Consider the following 19,618-nt stretch of genomic DNA (forward strand, 5'->3'; position numbering starts at 1 on the left):
CCCACCCCTCTTTCTCCCTTTCCTCCTCTCGTGGTTTGTGGGTTTTTTTTTGTTGGTGTTTTTTACCGGTCGTGTTCCCCCCCCCCTCCTCCCCCCCCCCCCCCCCCCCCCCCCCCCACGCCCCTCAGTCGGCGATCAGCACCGGCCCACCCTGGTAAAGGCTCGCCCCGGCCCGCCGGAAGCCACTGGCCTCCCGCTGCCGCCGCACGATCCAGCGGCCCGGCGCGATGCCCGTCGCCCCGTGCTCGGGGTGCACCAGGTACACCGGCGCCGCGTTGTCGATCGCCGCGACCGCGAGTCCCTCCGGATCCACGATCTGGGTCGTCAGCTCGCACGAGCCGACCAGCGTGTGCGGGTTGGTGCCGTCGCCGCCGCGCACGAGTTCGGCACCCTCCGCCGGCAGGGCGTGCCAGCCGCCGGGGGAGCGCACCGTGCCGGCCATCGCCGACGGCACCACGATCAGGTCACCTTGGGCCTGGAGGCCGTCGATCACCGGGACGTCGACCTGCCGGTCCAGGTGGGCGAGGACGTCCAGCCCGGTCCGGTCGAGCAGTTCTGCGAGAAACATGGGATCACCTCGAGGAGTTCAGGTCCGGCGCCGCAGCTGCGCGTACTGGGCTCCGGTGAGCCCGTACGTCCAGCCGGCGGCGTCCAGAGGACGGTCTATTTCGGTGGGGACGCGCAGCCCGTAGTGCCGGCGCGTGCCGTCGCGCTCGACGGAGCCGTTGACCACCAGCAACAAGCGGGTCGTCGAGCCGTCGTAAAGCCGCAGTTCGCACCCGGGGTTGCCGGGATCGCCGATGTGGTCGAGGAGCTTCAGCCCCGCCCCTTCGACGAACGCCGGCCAGCCGACGCGTTCGATCGCGCACCGGCGCACCTCGACGTTGCGCTCCACCAGGATCCGGTCGGCCGCCGGCGCGTCGATCACCCAGGACGGCACTCGCGTCCCGTGCCACGCGTGCACGGTCCAGCCGTCGGGGAACGCCACCGCGGGGCCGGTCGCGTGGTGCAGCCGGACCGGGCCGTGCGGGTCGTCGACGCGTTCGGTGCGCAGGACGAGCGGCCGTTCGGCGACGACGCAGACGCCCTCCCGCGGCCACCACCAGCCGCACGACCGCGCGAGCGTGGCCCACAGATCCAGTTCGAGAACGTCGTCCGGGTCGAACCGCGCGCCGTCCAGCCGGCGGTGGAGGTCGTACAGCGCGACCCAGTGGGCTTCGTGCTGACCGCGCCAGTGCAGCCCGGCTCCCGTCTTGAGCTCACCGCGCACGACCCCGGCGACGCAGTCCCGGATCGACCGCCGCAGCGCGGGTCCCAGGCTGTCGTTCAGCAACGCCCGCACGGAAACCGCCGTCGGATCCGGCGGTGGCCGGTACCGGTCGCTCCAGGCGCCGGTCCGCCGGTCGAGCCGCTCGCGCAAGGACGTCACCCTGGTCGCGAGGCGCGCTTCGACCGGCGGATCGCCACCCAGGGAAAGCGCTTGCGCAGGCGGCATCACCGCGATCGCGGCGGCCGGAGAAGCCTTCCACGAAAACGTCGGCGGCGACGCGCCGGCCAGAGCGTAAAGGCGGGTGATGGCCGCTTCCGCGGCGGGACGATCGGCAGGCTCGGTGCTCAGCGCGTGGCTCAGCCAGGAATTCCGGATTTCGAGGGCCCGTGACCAGAGTCCGGGATCGGGGAAGCGGCGGCCGGGCCGCCGCGAGGCGCTCAACGCGCGAGGGCGCGCACGCCCTTTCGAATCGACATGATCCGAGGATGGCAGGTGTTCCGTGCGCCACGCAAGTGCGAACTGAACCTGCGGGATCGACGCGGCTGCGGCAGGCTTACTACCAACGAGTAGGAAGTCCTTTCCGGAGGTAGCCGTGGACATCCCCGAAGTGCCGTCGAAGGTGGATCCGGACGCGCTGACCACCGTCCTCGACGGCCGCTGGGCCGAGCTGCGCCGCGGGGTGCGCGCGGAGATGAGCGACGCCGAGTTCCGGGACCCGGTGGACCTCGGCGTCGAGGACCACCGCGCCCAGGTGCTCGACCAGCTGCGCGCCCTCGCCGAAACCGACCGGCCCGCCCTGGGCTTCGACCCGGCGTACGGCGGCGGTGGCGACGTCGGGGGCTCGGTGACGTCGTTCGAGCTGCTCGGTTACGGCGACCTGTCGCTGATGGTGAAGGCCGGCGTCCAATGGGGACTGTTCGGCGGCGCCGTCCAGCTGCTCGGCACCGAGCGGCACCACGCGGCGCACCTGCGCGCGATCATGGACCTGAGCCTCCTCGGCTGCTTCGCGATGACCGAGCACGGCCACGGCTCCGACGTCCAGCACCTGCGCACCACCGCGACCTTCGCGGACGGAGGTTTCGTCGTCCACACCCCGGATGCCATGGCGCAGAAGGAGTACATCGGCAACGCGGCCCGCGACGGCCGGCTGGCGGTGGTGTTCGCCCAGCTCGTCACCGGCGGCGAATCCCGTGGCGTGCACGCGTTCCTGGTGCCGATCCGGGACGACGGCGGCGCGCCGATGCCCGGAGTGTCCATCGAGGACTGCGGGCCGAAGGCGGGCTTGAACGGCGTCGACAACGGACGCCTGAGCTTCGACCACGTCCGGATCCCGCGCGAGGCCCTGCTGAACCGCTTCGGCGACGTCGCCGAGGACGGGACGTATTCGAGCCCGATCGAGAGCGACAGCCGCCGGTTCTTCACGATGCTGGGCACGCTGATCCGCGGCCGGGTGAGCGTCGGCGGCAGCGCGGGCAGCGCGACGAAGCGCGCGCTGGCCCTGGCGATCCGCTACGGCGAGCAGCGCCGCCAGTTCATGACGCCGGACGGCGACGAGGTCGTCATCCTCGACTACCTCGGCCACCAGCGGAAGCTGCTGCCGGCGCTGGCGAAGACGTACGCGCTGTCCTTCGCGCAGGAAGAACTGGTCTCCAAGCTGCACGACATCGACTCGTCGGCGCCCGAGGAGGAGCAGCGCGAGCTGGAGTCGCGCGCGGCCGGGATGAAGGTGCTGAACACCTGGCACGCGACGGCGACGATCCAGGCGGCCCGCGAGGCGTGCGGCGGCTCGGGTTATCTCGCGGAGAACATCCTGCCGGGCCTGAAGGCCGACACCGACGTCTTCACGACGTTCGAAGGCGACAACACGGTGCTGCTGCAGCTGGTCGCGAAGGGCCTGCTGACCAACTACAAGCAGGAGTTCGAGGACCTGTCGCCGCTGGCCACGGCCCGGTTCTTCACCGATCAGGTGATGAGCGCGATCCTGGAGCGGACCTCGGTGCGGAAGGCGCTCGAGTCGCTCACCGAGGGATCCGACGCGGACGTCTTCTTCCGCCGCGAGTGGCAGCTGAAGCTGTTCGAAGACCGCGAGGAGCACGTCGTCGAGGGGGTGGCGAAGCGCCTGCGCAAGGCGGCTTCGGACCCGTTCGGGGTGTTCAACTCGGCCCAGGACCACGTGCTGCGCGCGGGCCGCGTCCACGTGGAGCGGCTGGTGCTGGAGGCGTTCGCGGCGGCCATCGAGCGGTGCGAAGACCCGGACGCCCGCACGCTGCTCGACCGCGTCTGCGATCTCTACGCGCTGTCGGCGATCGAAGAGGACCTGGCGTGGTTCCTGGGTCACGGCCGCCTGACGGCGTCGCGCGGAAAGGCCGTCACCGCGGCGGTGAACGGCCTGTGCGCCCAGCTGCGCCCCCACGCGCGGGCGCTGGTGGACGCGTTCGCGATCCCGGAGCAGTTCCTCGCCGCGCCGATGTTGCGGTCCTGACCGGTGGGTGGCCGGCGTCGGGGACCGGCCACCCACCGAGGTCCTACTTGCGGTGCTTGCCGTCGTCGTCGGCCACGTCGAACTGCTCCTTGCGGACCTTGCCCGAGACGGTCTGCTCGTCGGTGACCGTCTCGGTCCGCAGGCGCGCCCGCTCGACCGGCACGGTTTCCTTGCGCACCACGGGCTTCTCGGCGTGGAGGACGACGTCCTGCTCGGCCTCGCCGATCTCGGCGCCGCGCTGGCCGTCCTTGATCGGCTCGCGCTCGACGCGCACCTCTTCGTGCCGCACGGGGACGGTGACCTGCTGCTCTTCGGTGACAACGTACTTGCGCAGCCGCACGTGCCCGGTCTCGACCTGCTCGGTGCCGACGTTCAGCCGCTCCTCGGAGCGGGTCATCGTGCGGTCTTCGTCCATTTCGGACCGGCCCCGCCCCGCGGCCGCCTTACCACGGCCGGCCATGCCCTGGCCCGCGTCGGCCATTCCGGCCTTGCCTTTGCCGGTGCCGCCCATCGCCGGGTCGCGGCCCTGCGTCCGGTCGCCCATCCGGCCGTCCGCCGAGGTCCGCGGCACGGGCAGGCCGTAGTGCTGGTAGAGCTGCGTGCTTTCCTCGGGCGAAAGGTGCCCGTCGGCGTCGATGCGCGGCGCGTCGGAGACGGCGTCCTTGTCGACCTGGACGTGCACGCCGTCCTTGTCGGTGTGCGCGCCCGAGAGCGGGACGAAGCTCTCCTTGGTGCCGAACAGGCCGGTCTTGACGGTGATCCACTCGGGCTGGTGCGTGGCGTCGGCGAGGTAGACGTTGCCGACCTTCCCGAGCTTGTTCCCGGCCGGGTCGACCACGGCACTGTCGATGAGCTCCTGGGGCTGCATGGTCTTGGCCATCGCGGTGCTGCTCCTTTCGCGCGTCGGATCTTCGGTTGAGCCCCACCGTCGGCCGCGCTGGTGATCACGGCAACCGTCGTGGTGCTCCCGTGGGTGACCCCGGAAAGTGGTGGTTTGGCCCGTCGCCCGCTTGGCAAGGCGAGGCGGGTCCCCGCAGGTCGCGCGGGGTGTGTACGCCGTGATCGGCCGCGCGGGTGATGGCGCGAAGGTGTACATGTGACCGGCGCCACGTCCGGTGCTGTCACACCGCGAGCGCGCGGGTCGTCAAGGGGGTGAAAGCGGACGACGGAAGGAAAGCACCATGGAAGCGCGACTCAACATGTTCGAGAACGAGGTCACCACCAAGTTCTTCAAGCGCCTGATCGCGGCGTCCCGCCCGATCGAGGAGTCGTCCCTCCCGAAGGCGACGCAGGAGCTGGTGAAGATCCGCGCGAGCCAGATCAACGGCTGCGGAATGTGCCTGGACATGCACACGAAGGACGCGGCGGCGGCGGGCGAGACGGCGGTCCGCCTGGCGATGGTGGCGGCGTGGCGCGAAGCGGTGGTGTTCACGGAGGCGGAGCGCGCGGCCCTCGCCCTGGCGGAGGAGGGAACCCGCCTGGCGGACAACCACACCGGCGTGACGGACGAGACGTGGGCCGAGGTCCGCAAGCACTACGACGACGAGCAGATCGGCGCGCTGGTCTGCCTGGTGGCGGAGATCAACACCTGGAACCGGCTGAACGTGATCGTCCGCAACCCGGCGGGCGAGTACCAGCCGGGAATGTTCGGCTGAGTGGTGCGAGCTGGGGACTTCCCGGGGGAGGTCCCCAGCGGCGGCCTAGGCGTACATGGCCAGCCAGATCGCGATGTAGTGGGAAATCGCCGCGAGCACGGTGCAAGCGTGGAAGTACTCGTGGTAGCCGAAGGTGTCCGGCCAGTGGTTGGGCCACTTGAAGCCGTAAAAAGCCGCACCCAGCGTGTAAAACAGGCCACCCACGCACAGCAGCACCAAAGCCGCGACTCCGGCGTGCGTCAGCAGCTCCGGGAACACGAACACCGCGACCCAGCCCAGTGCGATGTAGATCGGCACCCCGAGCCACCGCGGCGCGTGCGGCCACAGCATCTTCAGCGCCACGCCGGCGATGGCGCCGCCCCACACGATCGACAGGATCACGTACCCCGTCGGCTTGGACATCGCCAGCAACGTGAACGGGGTGTACGTGCCCGCGATGAACAGGAAGATCATCGAGTGGTCGGCGCGCTTCATCCACTTGTACGCGCGCGGGCTCCACAGGCGGCGGTGGTACAGCGCGCTCACGCCGAACAGCCCCAGCACCGTCAGGCCGTACACCGACGTCGCCAGGGTCGCGATCGGGGACACTGTGGCCGCCGCCATGCTGATCAGCGCCGCCGTGGCCGCGAGGGCGCCGAAGAACGTCCAAAAGTGGATGTGCCCGCGCAGGCGGGGGCGGGGGTCCACCAGGGGCCGGGGTTCGGTCGTCGAGCTCACCGTTCCAGGTTACGGCGACGTAGGTTGCCCGGCAGCGGTCAAGTCACGCGCCTCACACCGGGTGCGTACTCTTCCTCGACGTGAGTGTTCGCTCGTTCTTGTCCGACGTCGTGTACAGCGCCTACGGCCGGCGCCTCATCCAGCAGGCGGCCGGGCGGCATCCCCGGCACATCGCCATCATGCTCGACGGCAACCGCCGCTGGGCTCGGGAAGCGGGCTTTTCGGACGTGGCGGACGGCCATCGCGCCGGGGCGAAGAAGATCGCGGACTTCCTCAGCTGGTGCCAGGAGGCCGACGTCGAGGTCGTCACCATGTGGCTGCTCTCGACCGACAACCTCAACCGCGATCCGGACGAGCTCACGCCGCTGCTGAAGATCATCACCGACGTCACCGACGAGCTCGCCGCGCCGGGCAAGACCTGGCAGCTGCGCATCGTCGGCGCCCTCGACCTGCTACCCGCCGAGGTCGCGAAGCGACTCAGCGAAGCCGCCGCGCGCACCGAGGGCCGGACCGGGATGGAGGTCAACGTCGCGGTCGGTTACGGCGGGCGCCAGGAAATCGCCGATGCAGTCCGCAAGTTGCTGCTGCAGCACGCCGACGAGGGCACGACCATTCACGAGCTCGCGAAAATCCTCGACGTCGACCACATCTCCGAACACCTCTACACGTCGGGGCAGCCGGATCCGGACCTCATCATCCGCACCTCCGGCGAACAACGGCTTTCCGGATTCCTGCTCTGGCAGTCCGCACATTCGGAATTCTGGTTCACCGAAGCGTATTGGCCGGCCTTCCGCCGCGTGGATTTCCTGCGCGCCATCCGCGACTACGCCTGGCGCCACCGGCGATTCGGTTCGTGAAACGCCGAAGGGCCCCGGAGTGAACTCCGGGGCCCTTCGCGACCCACACTCAGTGGTGGTGGTGCTCCAGCGAGTGCAGGATCAGCGCCGGGGTGGTCGCGATGCCCGTGTAGGCACCGGCGACCAGGGAGGCCGCACCGTAGCCCAGGGCGCCGCCGCCCTCGATGAACGTGGCGTAGGCGTCGCCGAACGTCGGGTCCGGGGTGCCCGTCGTGTCGCCCGTCGCGGCGAACGCGGTGCTGCCGACCATCATGAGGCCCGCAGCGGTGGCGGCGACGAAACCAGCCTTCTTCAGCACTTGGCACACTCCTAGATAGAACTGTTGGGGTCCGGGCACCGGATGAACCGGCGGTGTGTCCCGTAGTGAGAAAATTACGCGCCTATCGGGCGGCTCGTACGGCTTGTACGCCGATTGTGTGAGCCGGATGCAGGTGCTTTCACTCGGACCGGTCCTCTATCGGTGAAGCAAAATGCATGCTGGGGAAAAACGTGGTAAAAGCCGTTCAGTCGATCTTGTGAATACAAGGGGTCAGCAATTTCGCCAAGATCATCCCGGCGGGTTGGTATCGATCGAGGGGTCGATGACGCGGAGTGACTGTCACGGGGCGTCGATGTCGGGCGACCGACAGTGAGGTGACGATCTGGCGAATCACCGTGTTGGCTCCCTGCGCGATCCGGCATTCGTGGGTACCTTCCGAAGTGAGGGCGCGCGATCAGTGCGGGTCCTCGCGGGAGGCCCTGGTCGTGACGGTGATCGAGGGGGCGGCGCAGCCGCCCACGAGACGCACGAGGGGGCCGGCATCCGGCCCTCGTGGCCGCGCCACCTGACCCACCGGTCAGAGGGAGTGGTCCAGCCAGGGAGGTGCCCGGCCCAGCGAGTGCGGGCGTGAGGTGCACACGCCCTCGAGGGAGATGCCGTCGTGACTGCGCAGCGTTTGCCCCGTAAGGCCTCTGGCCGTTCTTCGACCGGTGCCGTTCCTGGCCCGGAGAAAGCCTCGACCTCGCCCGAATCCCAGCAGCACATGTACGTGCTCGACACGTCGGTCCTCCTGTCGGACCCGTGGGCGGTCACTCGGTTCGCCGAGCACGCCGTCGTGCTTCCGCTGGTCGTCATCAGTGAACTGGAGGCGAAGCGCCACCACCCGGAGCTCGGCTGGTTCGCCCGGGAGTCCCTGCGCATGCTCGACGACCTGCGCCGGCAGTACGGCAGGCTCGACGCGCCGCTCCCCATCGGGGACCACGGCGGCACGCTGCAGGTGGAGCTGAACCACTCGGACCCGACGGTGCTCCCGGTCGGCTTCCGCACCGACTCCAACGACCACCGCATCCTCGCCTGCGCGCTCAACCTGGCGGCGGAGTTCCCGGCGGTCACCCTGGTGACGAAGGACATCCCGCTGCGGGTCAAGGCGGGTGCCGTGGGCCTGGAGGCCGACGAGTACCGCGCGCAGGAGGTCACCCCGTCGGGCTGGACGGGCATGGCGGACGTGGACGTCGAGCAGGACGTGCTGGACACGCTGTTCGGCGGCGGCACGGTCGACCCGGTCGAGTACGGCATGGACGAGCTGGCCGCACTGCCCTGCCACACCGGGCTGCGCCTGCTCGCGGGCACGTCCAGCGCGCTGGGCCGGATCACGGCGGACAAGCGCATCCGGCTGGTCCGCGGCGACCGCGAGGCGTTCGGCCTGCACGGCCGCAGCGCCGAGCAGCGCGTCGCGCTCGACCTGCTGCTCGACTCCGACGTCGGCATCGTCTCCCTCGGCGGCCGCGCCGGCACCGGCAAGTCGGCGCTCGCGCTGTGCGCCGGCCTGGAAGCGGTGATGGAACGCCGTCAGCACCGCAAGGTCGTGGTGTTCCGCCCGGTCTACGCGGTCGGCGGCCAGGACCTCGGCTACCTGCCCGGGTCCGAGAGCGAGAAGATGCAGCCGTGGGCGCAGGCGGTGTTCGACACCCTCGGCGCGCTGGTCAGCCAGGACGTCCTCGACGAGGTCTTCGACCGCGGCATGCTCGAGGTGCTCCCGCTGACCCACATCCGCGGCCGCTCGCTGCACGACACGTTCGTCATCGTCGACGAGGCGCAGTCACTGGAACGGAACGTCCTGCTCACGGTGCTTTCGCGGCTCGGCACGGCGTCGCGGGTGGTGCTCACGCACGACGTCGCCCAGCGTGACAACCTGCGCGTCGGCCGGCACGACGGCGTCTCGGCGGTGATCGAGAAGCTGAAGGGCCACCCGCTCTTCGCGCACGTGACCCTCACCCGCTCGGAGCGTTCGCCGATCGCCGCCCTGGTGACGGAGATGCTGGAGGACCACGGCTAGACCCCGGTCCGTGAATGTCGCATTGAGGGACTTCAAGTCCCTCAATGCGACATTCACGGCTTTACCAGCCTGCGGGGAGGGGGCGGCCCTCCGCGAAGCCCGCCGCCGACTGGACGCCCAGCAGGGCCCGCTCGTGGAACTCCTCCAGGGTGCGCGCGCCCGCGTACGTGCACGACGAGCGGACGCCCGAGCCGATCGAGTCCAGCAGGTCCTCGACGCCCGGGCGCTGCGGGTCGAGCGCCATCCGCGACGACGAGATGCCCTCCTCGAACAGGGCCTTGCGCGCGCGGTCGAAGACGTTGTCGGTGCGCGTCCGAGCTCCGACGGCCCGCTTCGACGCCATGCCGAACGACTCCTTGTAGGGCCGGCCCTGCTCGTCGAACCGCAGGTCGCCGGGGGATTCGTAGGTGCCGGCGAACCACGAGCCGACCATCGCCGCGGACGCGCCCGCGGCCAGCGCCAGCGCGACGTCGCGCGGGTGGCGCACCCCGCCGTCGGCCCAGACGTGCTTGCCCAGCTCGCGCGCGGCGGCCGCGCACTCGGCGACCGCGGAGAACTGCGGGCGGCCCACGCCGGTCATCATCCGCGTCGTGCACATCGCGCCCGGCCCCACGCCGACCTTGACGACGTCGGCGCCGGCCTGGATCAGGTCGCGCGTGCCCTCGGCGGTGACGACGTTCCCGGCGACCACCGGGACCTGCGGCGACACCGACCGGACGGCCTTGAGCGCGGCGATCATCTTCTCCTGGTGCCCGTGCGCGGTGTCGACGACCAGCACGTCGACGCCCGAGCCGAGCACGGCTTCGGCCTTCGCCGCGACGTCGCCGTTGACGCCGACCGCGGCGGCGACGCGCAGCTTGCCCGCGCCGTCGACGGCCGGGGTGTAGATGTCCGCGCGCAGCGCCCCGACGGCAGTCAGCACGCCCGCGAGACGGCCGTCCGCGTCCAGGCCGAGCGCCAGGGTCGCGCCGTGGCTGTGGAGCTGCTCGAAGACCTCGCGCGCCGGCGTGGTCAGCGGCACCGCGACGGCCGGGGGCTGCGCGACGTCGGCGAGACGCGCGAAGCGGTCGACACCCGCGCAGGCCGCTTCGTCCACGATGCCGACCGGGCGGCCTTCGCCGTCGACGACCACGACGGCGCCGTGAGCGCGCTTGTGGACGAGGTTGAGGGCGTCGGCCACGGCGTCGCCGCCGGTCAGCACCAGCGGGGTGTCCCAGACGGTGTGGCGGCTCTTCACCCAGCCGACGATCTCGGCGACGGCGGCGCTGTCCACGTCTTGCGGGAGCACCACCAGCCCTCCGCGGCGGGCGACCGTCTCGGCCATCCGGCGGCCGGCGACCGCGGTCATGTTGGCGACGACGATCGGGATGGTCGCACCGGTGCCGTCCGCGGTGGAGAGGTCGACGTCGAAGCGGGACTCCACGTCCGAACGGTTCGGCAGCAGGAACACGTCGTCGTAGGTCAGGTCGTGAGCGGGCCGGTGGCCGTCGAGGAAACGCACGAGTCCCCAGGCTACGTGGCCCGCCGCGAGACGGCGAACGCGGCCGGGCCCGTGGCAGGATCGGGGCATGAGCCGCCGCGACCGGGACACCGAGGGACGGGCACGCAACGCACGGCCGCGCGACGGCCTCGGCCGCCCGCTGCCGTACGGCGCCGACGGCGTCGAGCGCCAGCCGGAAGGCATCGCGAGGACCCCGGCGCAAACGCTTGCGGAAGCTCAGCAGCTCCTCGACGACGGCAAGCCGTTCCACGCGCACGAGGTCTTCGAGGACGCGTGGAAGACGACGGACGGGCCCGACCGCGAGCTGTGGCGCGGGCTCGCCCAGCTCGCGGTCGGGCTGACGCACGCGGCGCGCGGCAACCTGGCGGGGGCGGCGTCACTGCTGGAGCGCGGAGCGGCGAACATCGAGCCGTTCCGGCGCGAGCCGCCGCACGGCATCGACGTCGCCGGCCTGCAGCAGTGGGCGCTCACGCTGGCCGAAGAGGCGAAGCGGCGCGTACGGGTGTCGCCGAGCGCGCCGCGGTTGACGTGCTGACGGCCGTCGGCGCCGCGGGCATCGCCGCGGTGGCGTCGCTGGTCGGTGTGACCCTGGGTGCGCTGCTCGAGCCGCTGAAGCTCAACGCCGCCCGGCGGGCGAAGCTGCGTCAGGACCGCGCCGACCGCTGCGGCAAGTACATCGAAGCCGCTGCCCGGGCGCGCCAGCACCTGGTCAGCATCAACGTCAGCCACCGCCAGGGCGCGGACGCCGAGCGGATGGCGGGCTACGAAGACGAGTACTACACGGTGCGGGCGGAGATGCGGTCCCTGCTCGGGCTCCTGGTGATGAGCGGGCCGGACGAGCTCGTGGAGGCGGCCAGGGGCGTGCGGCGCAAGGACATGGACCTGCACCACGTGCGGCACGAGCCGGACGACGGGGGCGAGTTCACCCGGGTCGTGCTGCCGGCGGCCGTCCGGGACGCCGTGGTCGAGCTGGACCGGGCGATCGAGGAGTTCGCCCTCGTCGCCCGGAAGCACACCTCCTAGGCCGCGTCCCAGCCGCTCGAAGCGGCCTTCTCCGCGCCGAGCGTGGTGCCGTCGCCGTGGCCCGTGTGGACCCTCGTCGCCTCCGGGAGGACGAACAGCTTCTCGCGGATGGACTTCACGATCGTCGGGTAGTCCGAATAGGACCGTCCGGTGGCGCCGGGGCCGCCGTGGAACAGCGTGTCGCCGGTGAACAGCACGCCCAGCTTCTCCGCGTACAGGCACACCGCGCCCGGCGCGTGCCCCGGCGTGTGGATCACGCGCAGCGCCGTGCCGGCGATCGTGATCGTCTGGCCGTCCGCCAGCTCGCCGTCCGGCGCGCGGTCCGGGTGGGTCTGGTCCCAGAGGACGCGGTCGTCCGGGTGCAGCAGGATCGGCGCGCCGGTGGCGGCGGCGAGCTCCGGGGCCGCGTTGACGTGGTCGTTGTGCGCGTGGGTGCAGACGATCGCCGCCAGCTTCCGCTCGCCGATGACGTTTTCGATCGCCTTCGCGTCGTGGGCCGCGTCGATCACGATCACCGCCGTGTCGTCGCCCACGATCCACACGTTGTTGTCGACGTCCCAGCTGCCCCCGTCGAGCTGGAAGGTGCCGGACGTCACCAGGTTCTGCACGATCGCCGTCATGTGCCCGACCCTAACGTGGTGCGCAGCCGACGGTCGAGCAGGAGCGCGCCGAGGGCGAGCGCCGTGAAGAACAGGCCGATGACGAGGCAGTTGAGCGTCACGCGGCCGTAGCCGAGCGCGGCGGCGTCGACGAACGGGTACGGGTAGAAGCCGGTGACCGCGCCGCGCGGCAGCGTGAACGCGAGCCAGGCCAGCGGGTAGAGCAGCGACCAGCCGGCCGCGCGCCAGGTCAGGGCGCCGCGCGGCCCGGCGACGAGCCAGCCGAGCACGAACAGGATCGGCGTGACCTTGTGCAGCACGATGTCGGAGAACAGCGAAAGCCCGTGCAGCTCGTACAGGCCGGCGAGGGCGACCTGGTAGACGATGCCGGTCACGATGATGCCGACCAGCGCGTCGAGCCAGAGCACGGCGAACAGCGTCTTGCGCGGGGTGCCCGAGGCCACGAGCGCCGAGGTGGCGGCGACCAGCAGGTTCGAGTCGATGGTGAAGAAGCAGAGCAGGTTGGCGACCCGGCCGCCGGGATCCGTCGCGGTGGCGACCACCTGGGCGACGAGCCCGGTCAGCGCGACCACGGCGGTGACCGCGAACCAGGCGCGGGTGAGCTTTTCGCTGCGCATCACCGGAGGATAGTTCCACTGTGGACAAATCGCCCGAGTCGAGCCGGTCACGGAGGCGCCCCGGTGCTGTCCGGCACCGGGGCGCTCGACGCGAGTTCCGCGTCGAATGGTCAGCGCAGTGCTTTCACCAGTGCGGGAACGAAGACCGACGCGTCGACCGTGCCCCAGCCGCTGGCGATGTCGAAACCCTTCGCCGCGGTGAAGCCGGTGACGCCGTCCTGGCTGTTGTCGCCTTCGGTGACGTCGACGATGCCCGCCTTCGGGCCGGCCGGGCCGAGCTTCGTGTACAGCGCCGGGTTGATCTGGCCGAGCTTGCCGTGCTTGGCCTGCACCGCCAGCGCGAGCACGCCGGCGAACAGCGGCGCGGACTGCGACGTGCCGTAGACGCCTTCCATGCTGATGTCCGGGAACGAGCGCATCTTGCTGCCGGTGATCTTCTTGACGCCGTCCTGCCAGTTCGGCCGCGCGTAGGCCTTCGACAGCCCGGCGCCCTCGGAGAAGCCGTTGTCGGCGACGTTCACGACGTCGTCCGCCTTGGTGCGGTCGCCGTTCGCGTCGAGGTGCAGCTGCGTGCCGCCCAGCGTCGTGACGCGCGGGTCGGACGCCGGCCAGCTCGCGACGCGGTACGGGTAGTTGCCCGGGCCGTAGAGGTAACCGCCGGTCGGGCCGTCGTCGCCGGAGGAGGCGACCATCGTGATCCCGGCCTTGCTCGCGCGGTCGAGCGCCGGGTCGAGCGTCTTGATCGAGTCGAACGACGGGAAGTTCTCTTCGGTCGTGCCGAAGCTCATCGAGATGACGTCGGTCAGCTTGTGCTCGGTCAGGTAGTCGACGGCGTGCATCATCTCGGGCAGGCCGGTGAAGCCCTGCGTCTCCGCGACCGGCGTCGCCGCGACGATGATCTTCGCGTTCGGCGCCATGGCGTGCATCATCGTGACGTCGAGGTCGGTCTCGCCGCCCCAGCCCTGGCAGGTGGCGGTGTCGACGCCGGGGTCGGTGCACGCGGGCACCGCGCCGGACGGCTCGATGACCTCGACGTTCGCCGGCGGCAGGCCGTGGTTCTTCGAGTACGTGTCGAGAACCTGCTTGACCTGGTCGTCGCCGAACGACACCAGCGTCGCGACGGTGCTGCCCGCGCCGGTGATGCCGGCGTTCCACAGCTTCGTCGCGTTGTACGCGGTGCTCTCCTTCGGCAGCGTCGCCATCGCCGCCTCCAGCTTGGCGACGCGCTTCTGCACGGTGTCGGCGCCGACGAACGACTGCGCGGCCGCCGAGAAGTGGTGCTTCGACGGCTGGTGCCCGGCGTCCGGCGTGCTCCGTACCGGTGTCGCACCGGCGGGTGCGCCGAACGCGGTCACGAGCAGAGTGGTGCTCGCGAGCAAGCCGGACACAGCACGCGATCTCATGCTTTTCTCCCCTGGCCGAAGGAAATTCCGTCAGCCACTCTGCTCACGACGGGGAGGAGGCAACATCGACTTTCGTCTTTCCTTTTACGAGGAAAGCACCCCGAAGACGCGCGATGTCGTGATCGAGACCTTCGTAGTCAGCTCCCTTCCGTGCGGTCGCCGTGGAGGAGGCCGCGGACCGTGTCGATCGTGTCCGCGTCCGCCGGGTCCTTGTCCGGGCGGTAGCGGACCACCCGCGCGAACCGCAGCGCCAGGCCGCCGGGGTAGCGCGTGCTCACCTGGGCGCTGTCCAGCTCGATCTCCACCACGATCTCCGGGCGGACGTACACCGTCCAGTCGTCGCGGTGGGTCTCGATCTCCTGGAACGTCCTCGTCTGCCACGCCAGCAGCTCGTCGGTCATGCCCTTGAAGGTCTTGCCCACCATGATCGGCGGGCCGCCGTCCGGGTCGCGCGCGCCCAGGTGCAGGTTCGACAGCGTGCCCGTGCGCCGCCCGTGGCCCCACTCCGCCGCGAGCACCACCAGGTCGATCGTGTGCACCGGCTTGACCTTCAGCCACGCCCGCCCGCGCCGCCCCGCCGCGTACGGCGACGCCAGGTCCTTGACCATCACCCCTTCGTGCCCGGCTTCCATCGCCGCCTCCAGCACGGCGGCCGCCCCCGCCACCCCGACCTCGCCGGGGATCACGTGCGCCCCGGCGACCTTGCGCAGTGCCGCGTTGCGCTCGGACAGCGGTGCGTCCAGCAGGTCGACGCCGTCGAGGTGCAGGCAGTCGAAGAAGTACGGCCGCAGCAGCAACGCCTTGACCTGCTCCTCGCGCGTGCTGCCGAACCGGCTCATCGTGTCCTGGAACGGCCGGGGCCGCCCCGCGTCGGTCAGGGCGAGGGTTTCGCCGTCCAGCACCACCGATTCGCACGGCAGCGCCCGCACGAGCTCGACCAGCTCCTGGACGCTCCCGGTGATCTCGCGCAGCGTCCGCGTCCAGACGTGCACCTCGTCACCCTGGCGGTGCACCTGGATCCGCGCACCGTCCATCTTGTACTCGACGATCGCCTCGGCGTGCTCGGCGACCGCCTCGTCCAGCGACTCCGCCGGCGACGCCAGCATCGGCTTGATCGGCGTACCCAGCGTGAGCCGGAACTCCGCCAGCGCGGCCGGCCCGCCGGTCATCGCCGCGACCCCGGTGACACCCAGCTTCCCGGACAGCATGAACGCGCGCCGCACGTCCTCGGCCGGCACCTCGGCCGCCGCCGCGACCGCGTCGACCATCACGCCTTCCAGCGCGCCCTGCCGCAGTTCGCCGGTGACCAGCCGGAACAGGAACTGCTGCTCGTCCTTCGTGAGCCGCTCGAACAACGCCCGCAGGACCTCTTGCCGCCGCGTCGCGGAGCCCGTGCCCGCCGCGACGCCGGCCGCCGCGGTGAGTGCCGCGTCGACCTCGGTGACCGTCACCTCCGGCGCGGAGACCGAGCCTGCGCCCAGCCCGGCCAGGGTGCGCCAGCCCGCACCCAGCCGGTCCTGCGCCGTCTGCCCGGTCAGGTACGCGATCACCACCGGCAGCTCACCGACCTCGGCGGCGCGCAGCACTTCGGCCAGGAGGGCGATCTTCACCTTCCTGGACCTCGTCGCCGCCAGCTCGGCGGACGCCCGGACCAACTCGCTCAGCAACACCCGGACATCATGACCCGGACCACCGACAATTTCCTGTCGGTCGGATGTCCGGCCTGGTGCGGACGGGGTGAAGCCCTCACCCGGAGTGGGATCGCGACGACCGGGTGTTCACCGGTCGGTCATCGGCGGCGATCCAGCTGGCCAGGAGGCCGAGCGCGCGTTCGGTCTCGGAGCCCGGCTCGGCGTGGTAGACGACCATGCCCTGGTCGGGGTCCTGGGGCAGGCGCAGCGTCTCGTAGCGCAGCCGCAGCTCGCCGACGACGGGGTTCCGCAGCACCTTCCACCCCTGCGCCTTCTCCCGCACCGCGTGCTCGGCCCACAGCTTCCGGAACTGCTCGCTCGCCAGCGACAGCTCGCCGATGAGCTGGGCGAACCGCGGGTCGCCGGCGTGGCGGCCGCTCTCCGCGCGCAGGTTCGCGACGAGTTCGCGGCAGACGGCGTCGTACTCCGGGTGCAGTTCCTTCGCGCGCTCGTCGGTGAAGATGAGCTTGGGCATGTTGCGCTCTTCGAGGTCGGCGAAGGCGAACGCGACCGCGCCGCCGAGCGCGTTCCAGGCGAGCACGTCCAGGTATCGCCCGAAGACGAACGCCGGCGCCTGGATGGCGTCGAGCAGCTGCTGCAGTTCGGGCCGGACCCGCTGCGGCGCGCGCCCGTCACGGCGCTTCGGCGCGGCGAGGTTGCGCAGGTAGGACTCCTCGCCGGCGCTGAGGCGCAAGGCGCGGGCCAGCGCGTCGAGGACCGCGTCCGAGACGTTCTTCGCGCGGCCCTGCTCCAGCCGCGTGTAGTAGTCGACGCTGATCCCGGACAGCTGCGCCAGCTCCTCGCGGCGCAGGCCCTTGACCCGCCGCTGCGTGATCCCGGGCGGGAGGCCCAGGTCGGCGGGGTCCAGCGCGGCGCGGCGCGCCTTCAGGAAGGCGCCCAGCTCGGCTGCGTCACTCATGCCTCCAGTATCCCCGGCTCTCGGCTCCCCGCCTGGTACTGGCAGACCCAGGTTGAGCGTGACCTGGTCCGGCCGTCTCGCGGCTTCCAAGGTGGTGGCATGAAACGACGAATTCTGGGCGGCACGGGCATCTCGGTCAGCGAATACGCGTTCGGCGCGATGATGCTGGGCAAGTGGGGCAACCCGGACCACGAAGAGGGCGTCCGGATGCTGCACACCGCGCTCGACGCCGGCGTGAACTTCTGGGACACCGCGGACATGTACAGCGACGGCGAGAACGAGCGGATCGTCGGCAAGGCGCTGAAGGGCCGCCGCGACGAGGTCGTGCTGGCCACCAAGGGCTTCTTCCCGATGGGCGCCGACCCCAACCAGGGCGGTCTTTCGCGGCGCTGGCTGACCCGGGCGCTGGACGACAGCCTCCGGCGCCTCGACACCGACCACGTCGACCTCTACCAGGTCCACCGGCCCGACCCGGCGACGGACATCGAGGAAACGCTTTCGGTGCTGACGGACTTCGTGCGGTCCGGCAAGGTGCGCGCCATCGGGTCGTCGGACTTCCCGGCCGAGCAGATCGTGGAAGCCCAGTGGGTGGCGGAAAAGCGCGACCTGGCGCGGTTCCGCGCCGAGCAGCCGCCGTACTCGATCTTCAACCGGGCGATCGAGGCGGCCGTGCTGCCGACCGCGCAGAAGTACGGCATGGGCGTGCTGACGTGGAGTCCTCTGGCCAGCGGCTGGCTGTCGGGTCGCTACGGCAAACCGTCCGATGTGGACCTTTCCGAGGGGCGCCGGACGCTGCAGGCGCACAAGTTCGACCCGGCGCTGCCCGCGAACGCCGTCAAGTTCGAGGCGATCGCACAGCTGAAGAAGATCGCCGACGACCTCGGCCGCCCGCTCACGCACCTGGCGACGGCGTTCGTCCGGGCGCACCCGGGCGTGACGTCGGCGATCATCGGCCCGCGCACGCCCGCCCAGCTCGACGACCTCCTGGCGGGCGCCGACCTGGTGCTGGACGACGAGGTGCTGGACCGGATCGACGAAATCGTCCCGCCGGGCACGGACCTCAACCCGGCCGAGAAGGACTACACCCCGCCGGCGCTGGCGGACAAGCGCCTGCGCCGGCGGTAGCGGGTCACTTGCCGCCGCGGGCCATGCGGAGGACGTCGAGCGCTTCGTCGAGCTGCTCTTCGGTGAGCTTGCCGTCCTTCACGTACCCGCGCTCGAGGACCACCTCGCGGATCGTCTTCAGCTCCTTCAACGCCTGCTTCGCGACCGCTGCGGCTTCCTCGTAGCCGATGTACTTGTTCAACGGCGTCACGATCGACGGCGAACCTTCGGCGTAGGTGCGCGTGCGCTCGGTGTTCACGGTGATGCCCGCGAAGACCTTGTCCGCCAGCAACCGCGACACCGCCGCGATCAGGCGCGCCGACTCGAGGACGTTGCGGGCGATCACCGGCAGGTTGACGTTCAGCTGGAAGTTGCCCGCGGCGCCCGCGAAGGCGACGGCCGCGTCGTTGCCGATCACCTGCGCCACCACCTGCAGCGTCGCCTCCGGGATCACCGGGTTCACCTTGCCCGGCATGATCGACGAGCCCGGCTGCAGGTCCGGCAGCGCGAGCTCGGCCAGGCCGGTGCGCGGGCCGGAACCCAGCCAGCGCAGGTCGTTCGCGATCTTGTTGAGCGACACGGCGATCGTGCGCAGGTGCCCGGAGGTCTCGACGACGCTGTCCTGCGTCGCCTGCGCCTCGAAGTGGTCGCGGGCCTCGGTCAGCGGCAGCCCGGTCACCGTGGCGAGCTCGGTCGCGACGCTCGAGCCGAAGCCGTCCGGCGCGTTGAGCCCCGACCCGACAGCGGTGCCGCCAATCGGCAGCTCGCCCAGCCGCGGCAGGCCCGACTTCAGCCGTTCGACGCCGAAGCGGACCTGCGACGCCCACGCGCCGGCCTCCTGGCCGAGGGTAATGGGCACGGCGTCCATCAAGTGCGTGCGGCCGGACTTCACGACGTCGGCCCACTCCGCCGCACGCACCTCGATGGCGCCGGCGAGGTACTCGAGCGCCGGGATGACGTCCTTGAGGACGGCTTCGGTGGCGGCGACGTGGATGGTCGTCGGGAAGGTGTCGTTGGACGACTGCGAGGCGTTGACGTGGTCGTTCGGGTGCACGTCGCGGCCGAGGGTGCGGGACGCGAGCGTCGCGATGACCTCGTTGGCGTTCATGTTCGACGACGTCCCCGAGCCGGTCTGGAAGACGTCGATCGGGAAGTGCGCGTCGTGGGCGCCCTCGGCGACTTCGTCGGCGGCGGCCGCGATGGCGTTCGCGACGTCGGCGTCGAGCACGCCCAGCTTGAGGTTCACCCGCGCGGCGGCGGCCTTGAGCAGGCCGAGCGCGCGGATCTGGGCGCGCTCCAGGCCCCGGCCGGAGATGGGGAAGTTCTCGACGGCCCGCTGGGTCTGCGCGCGGTAGAGCGCGTCGGCCGGCACGCGGACCTCGCCCATCGTGTCGTGTTCGATCCGGTATTCCTGGTCAGCCATGCCCCCGATTCTGGACCTCTT

At 71.0% G+C, this 19,618-nt stretch carries 19 protein-coding genes; 7 read left to right on the top strand and 12 right to left on the bottom strand.

Going from position 1 to position 19,618, the window contains the following annotated elements; genetic code table 11:
- Positions 1-124 precede the first annotated feature (124 nt).
- Positions 125-568 (bottom strand): hypothetical protein, encoded by a 444-nt coding sequence (locus tag ACZ4TR_RS07730; RefSeq protein ID WP_465286224.1) that lies wholly within the window; start codon positions 566-568, stop codon positions 125-127.
- An 18-nt stretch (positions 569-586) separates the two neighbouring features.
- Positions 587-1,711 (bottom strand): DUF6745 domain-containing protein, encoded by a 1,125-nt coding sequence (locus ACZ4TR_RS07735; RefSeq protein ID WP_465286225.1) that lies wholly within the window; start codon positions 1,709-1,711, stop codon positions 587-589.
- 151 nt (positions 1,712-1,862) lie between these two features.
- Between ACZ4TR_RS07735 and ACZ4TR_RS07740 the strand changes: the two genes are divergently transcribed.
- Positions 1,863-3,752 carry an acyl-CoA dehydrogenase family protein gene (locus tag ACZ4TR_RS07740; RefSeq protein ID WP_465286226.1) on the top strand — a complete coding sequence of 630 codons (1,890 nt, stop codon included), beginning with the start codon at positions 1,863-1,865 and terminating at the stop codon, positions 3,750-3,752.
- 43 nt (positions 3,753-3,795) lie between these two features.
- On the opposite strand, the gene ACZ4TR_RS07745 is transcribed toward ACZ4TR_RS07740, so the two are convergent.
- Positions 3,796-4,632, bottom strand: coding sequence for a DUF2382 domain-containing protein (locus ACZ4TR_RS07745; RefSeq protein WP_465286227.1), 837 nt, complete (start codon positions 4,630-4,632; stop codon positions 3,796-3,798).
- Positions 4,633-4,933: 301 nt separating this feature from the next.
- On the opposite strand from ACZ4TR_RS07745, the gene ACZ4TR_RS07750 reads away from it, so the two are divergent.
- Positions 4,934-5,407: a carboxymuconolactone decarboxylase family protein gene (locus tag ACZ4TR_RS07750; RefSeq protein WP_465286228.1), complete on the top strand. Its 474-nt coding sequence runs from the start codon at positions 4,934-4,936 to the stop codon at positions 5,405-5,407.
- Between the two features lie 45 nt (positions 5,408-5,452).
- On the opposite strand, the gene trhA is transcribed toward ACZ4TR_RS07750, so the two are convergent.
- Positions 5,453-6,094: a PAQR family membrane homeostasis protein TrhA gene (gene trhA / locus ACZ4TR_RS07755; protein WP_465286317.1), complete on the bottom strand. Its 642-nt coding sequence runs from the start codon at positions 6,092-6,094 to the stop codon at positions 5,453-5,455.
- A 110-nt stretch (positions 6,095-6,204) separates the two neighbouring features.
- On the opposite strand from trhA, the gene ACZ4TR_RS07760 reads away from it, so the two are divergent.
- Entirely contained in the window at positions 6,205-6,981 is a 777-nt protein-coding gene (locus tag ACZ4TR_RS07760) for an isoprenyl transferase (protein WP_364523793.1), read from the top strand.
- Between the two features lie 49 nt (positions 6,982-7,030).
- On the opposite strand, the gene ACZ4TR_RS07765 is transcribed toward ACZ4TR_RS07760, so the two are convergent.
- Positions 7,031-7,279, bottom strand: a complete 249-nt coding sequence (locus ACZ4TR_RS07765) for a hypothetical protein (protein ID WP_285458735.1) — start codon at positions 7,277-7,279, stop codon at positions 7,031-7,033.
- A 724-nt stretch (positions 7,280-8,003) separates the two neighbouring features.
- On the opposite strand from ACZ4TR_RS07765, the gene ACZ4TR_RS07770 reads away from it, so the two are divergent.
- On the top strand, positions 8,004-9,296 hold the full coding sequence (locus ACZ4TR_RS07770) for a PhoH family protein (RefSeq protein ID WP_364523789.1): 1,293 nt from the start codon (positions 8,004-8,006) through the stop codon (positions 9,294-9,296).
- Positions 9,297-9,357: 61 nt separating this feature from the next.
- On the opposite strand, the gene guaB1 is transcribed toward ACZ4TR_RS07770, so the two are convergent.
- Complete coding sequence (gene guaB1 / locus ACZ4TR_RS07775; RefSeq protein WP_465286229.1) at positions 9,358-10,797, bottom strand: GMP reductase; 1,440 nt, start codon at positions 10,795-10,797, stop codon at positions 9,358-9,360.
- A 67-nt stretch (positions 10,798-10,864) separates the two neighbouring features.
- Between guaB1 and ACZ4TR_RS07780 the strand changes: the two genes are divergently transcribed.
- Both ACZ4TR_RS07780 and ACZ4TR_RS07785 read left to right on the top strand, forming a co-directional pair.
- Positions 10,865-11,332, top strand: a complete 468-nt coding sequence (locus ACZ4TR_RS07780) for a DUF309 domain-containing protein (protein ID WP_465286230.1) — start codon at positions 10,865-10,867, stop codon at positions 11,330-11,332.
- Complete coding sequence (locus ACZ4TR_RS07785) at positions 11,326-11,820, top strand: hypothetical protein (RefSeq protein ID WP_465286231.1); 495 nt, start codon at positions 11,326-11,328, stop codon at positions 11,818-11,820. The genes ACZ4TR_RS07780 and ACZ4TR_RS07785 overlap by 7 nt, the downstream gene beginning before the upstream one ends.
- Here ACZ4TR_RS07785 and ACZ4TR_RS07790 read toward each other — a convergent pair.
- The 5 genes from ACZ4TR_RS07790 to ACZ4TR_RS07810 form a co-directional block, all read right to left on the bottom strand.
- Positions 11,817-12,440, bottom strand: coding sequence for an MBL fold metallo-hydrolase (locus ACZ4TR_RS07790; RefSeq protein WP_465286232.1), 624 nt, complete (start codon positions 12,438-12,440; stop codon positions 11,817-11,819). The genes ACZ4TR_RS07785 and ACZ4TR_RS07790 overlap by 4 nt on opposite strands.
- Entirely contained in the window at positions 12,437-13,057 is a 621-nt protein-coding gene (locus ACZ4TR_RS07795; protein ID WP_465286233.1) for a Pr6Pr family membrane protein, read from the bottom strand. The genes ACZ4TR_RS07790 and ACZ4TR_RS07795 overlap by 4 nt, the downstream gene beginning before the upstream one ends.
- 110 nt (positions 13,058-13,167) lie before the next feature.
- A complete protein-coding gene (locus tag ACZ4TR_RS07800; RefSeq protein ID WP_465286234.1) occupies positions 13,168-14,460 on the bottom strand; it encodes a S53 family peptidase in 1,293 nt (430 codons plus the stop codon).
- 137 nt (positions 14,461-14,597) lie between these two features.
- The gene (locus tag ACZ4TR_RS07805) at positions 14,598-16,130 is read right to left on the bottom strand and encodes an ATP-dependent DNA ligase (protein WP_465286235.1); all 1,533 of its coding nucleotides are present in this window, start codon (positions 16,128-16,130) and stop codon (positions 14,598-14,600) included.
- A gap of 76 nt (positions 16,131-16,206) precedes the next feature.
- The gene (locus ACZ4TR_RS07810) at positions 16,207-17,070 is read right to left on the bottom strand and encodes a helix-turn-helix domain-containing protein (protein WP_465286236.1); all 864 of its coding nucleotides are present in this window, start codon (positions 17,068-17,070) and stop codon (positions 16,207-16,209) included.
- A 99-nt stretch (positions 17,071-17,169) separates the two neighbouring features.
- Here ACZ4TR_RS07810 and ACZ4TR_RS07815 point away from each other — a divergent pair, with 99 nt between their 5' ends.
- Complete coding sequence (locus ACZ4TR_RS07815) at positions 17,170-18,195, top strand: aldo/keto reductase (RefSeq protein WP_465286237.1); 1,026 nt, start codon at positions 17,170-17,172, stop codon at positions 18,193-18,195.
- A 4-nt stretch (positions 18,196-18,199) separates the two neighbouring features.
- Here the strand turns inward: ACZ4TR_RS07815 and ACZ4TR_RS07820 are convergent, their stop codons facing one another.
- A complete protein-coding gene (locus tag ACZ4TR_RS07820) occupies positions 18,200-19,597 on the bottom strand; it encodes a class II fumarate hydratase (protein WP_465286238.1) in 1,398 nt (465 codons plus the stop codon).
- Positions 19,598-19,618: the final 21 nt, after the last annotated feature.

This window comes from Amycolatopsis sp. NPDC028719 (genome assembly GCF_055565395.1).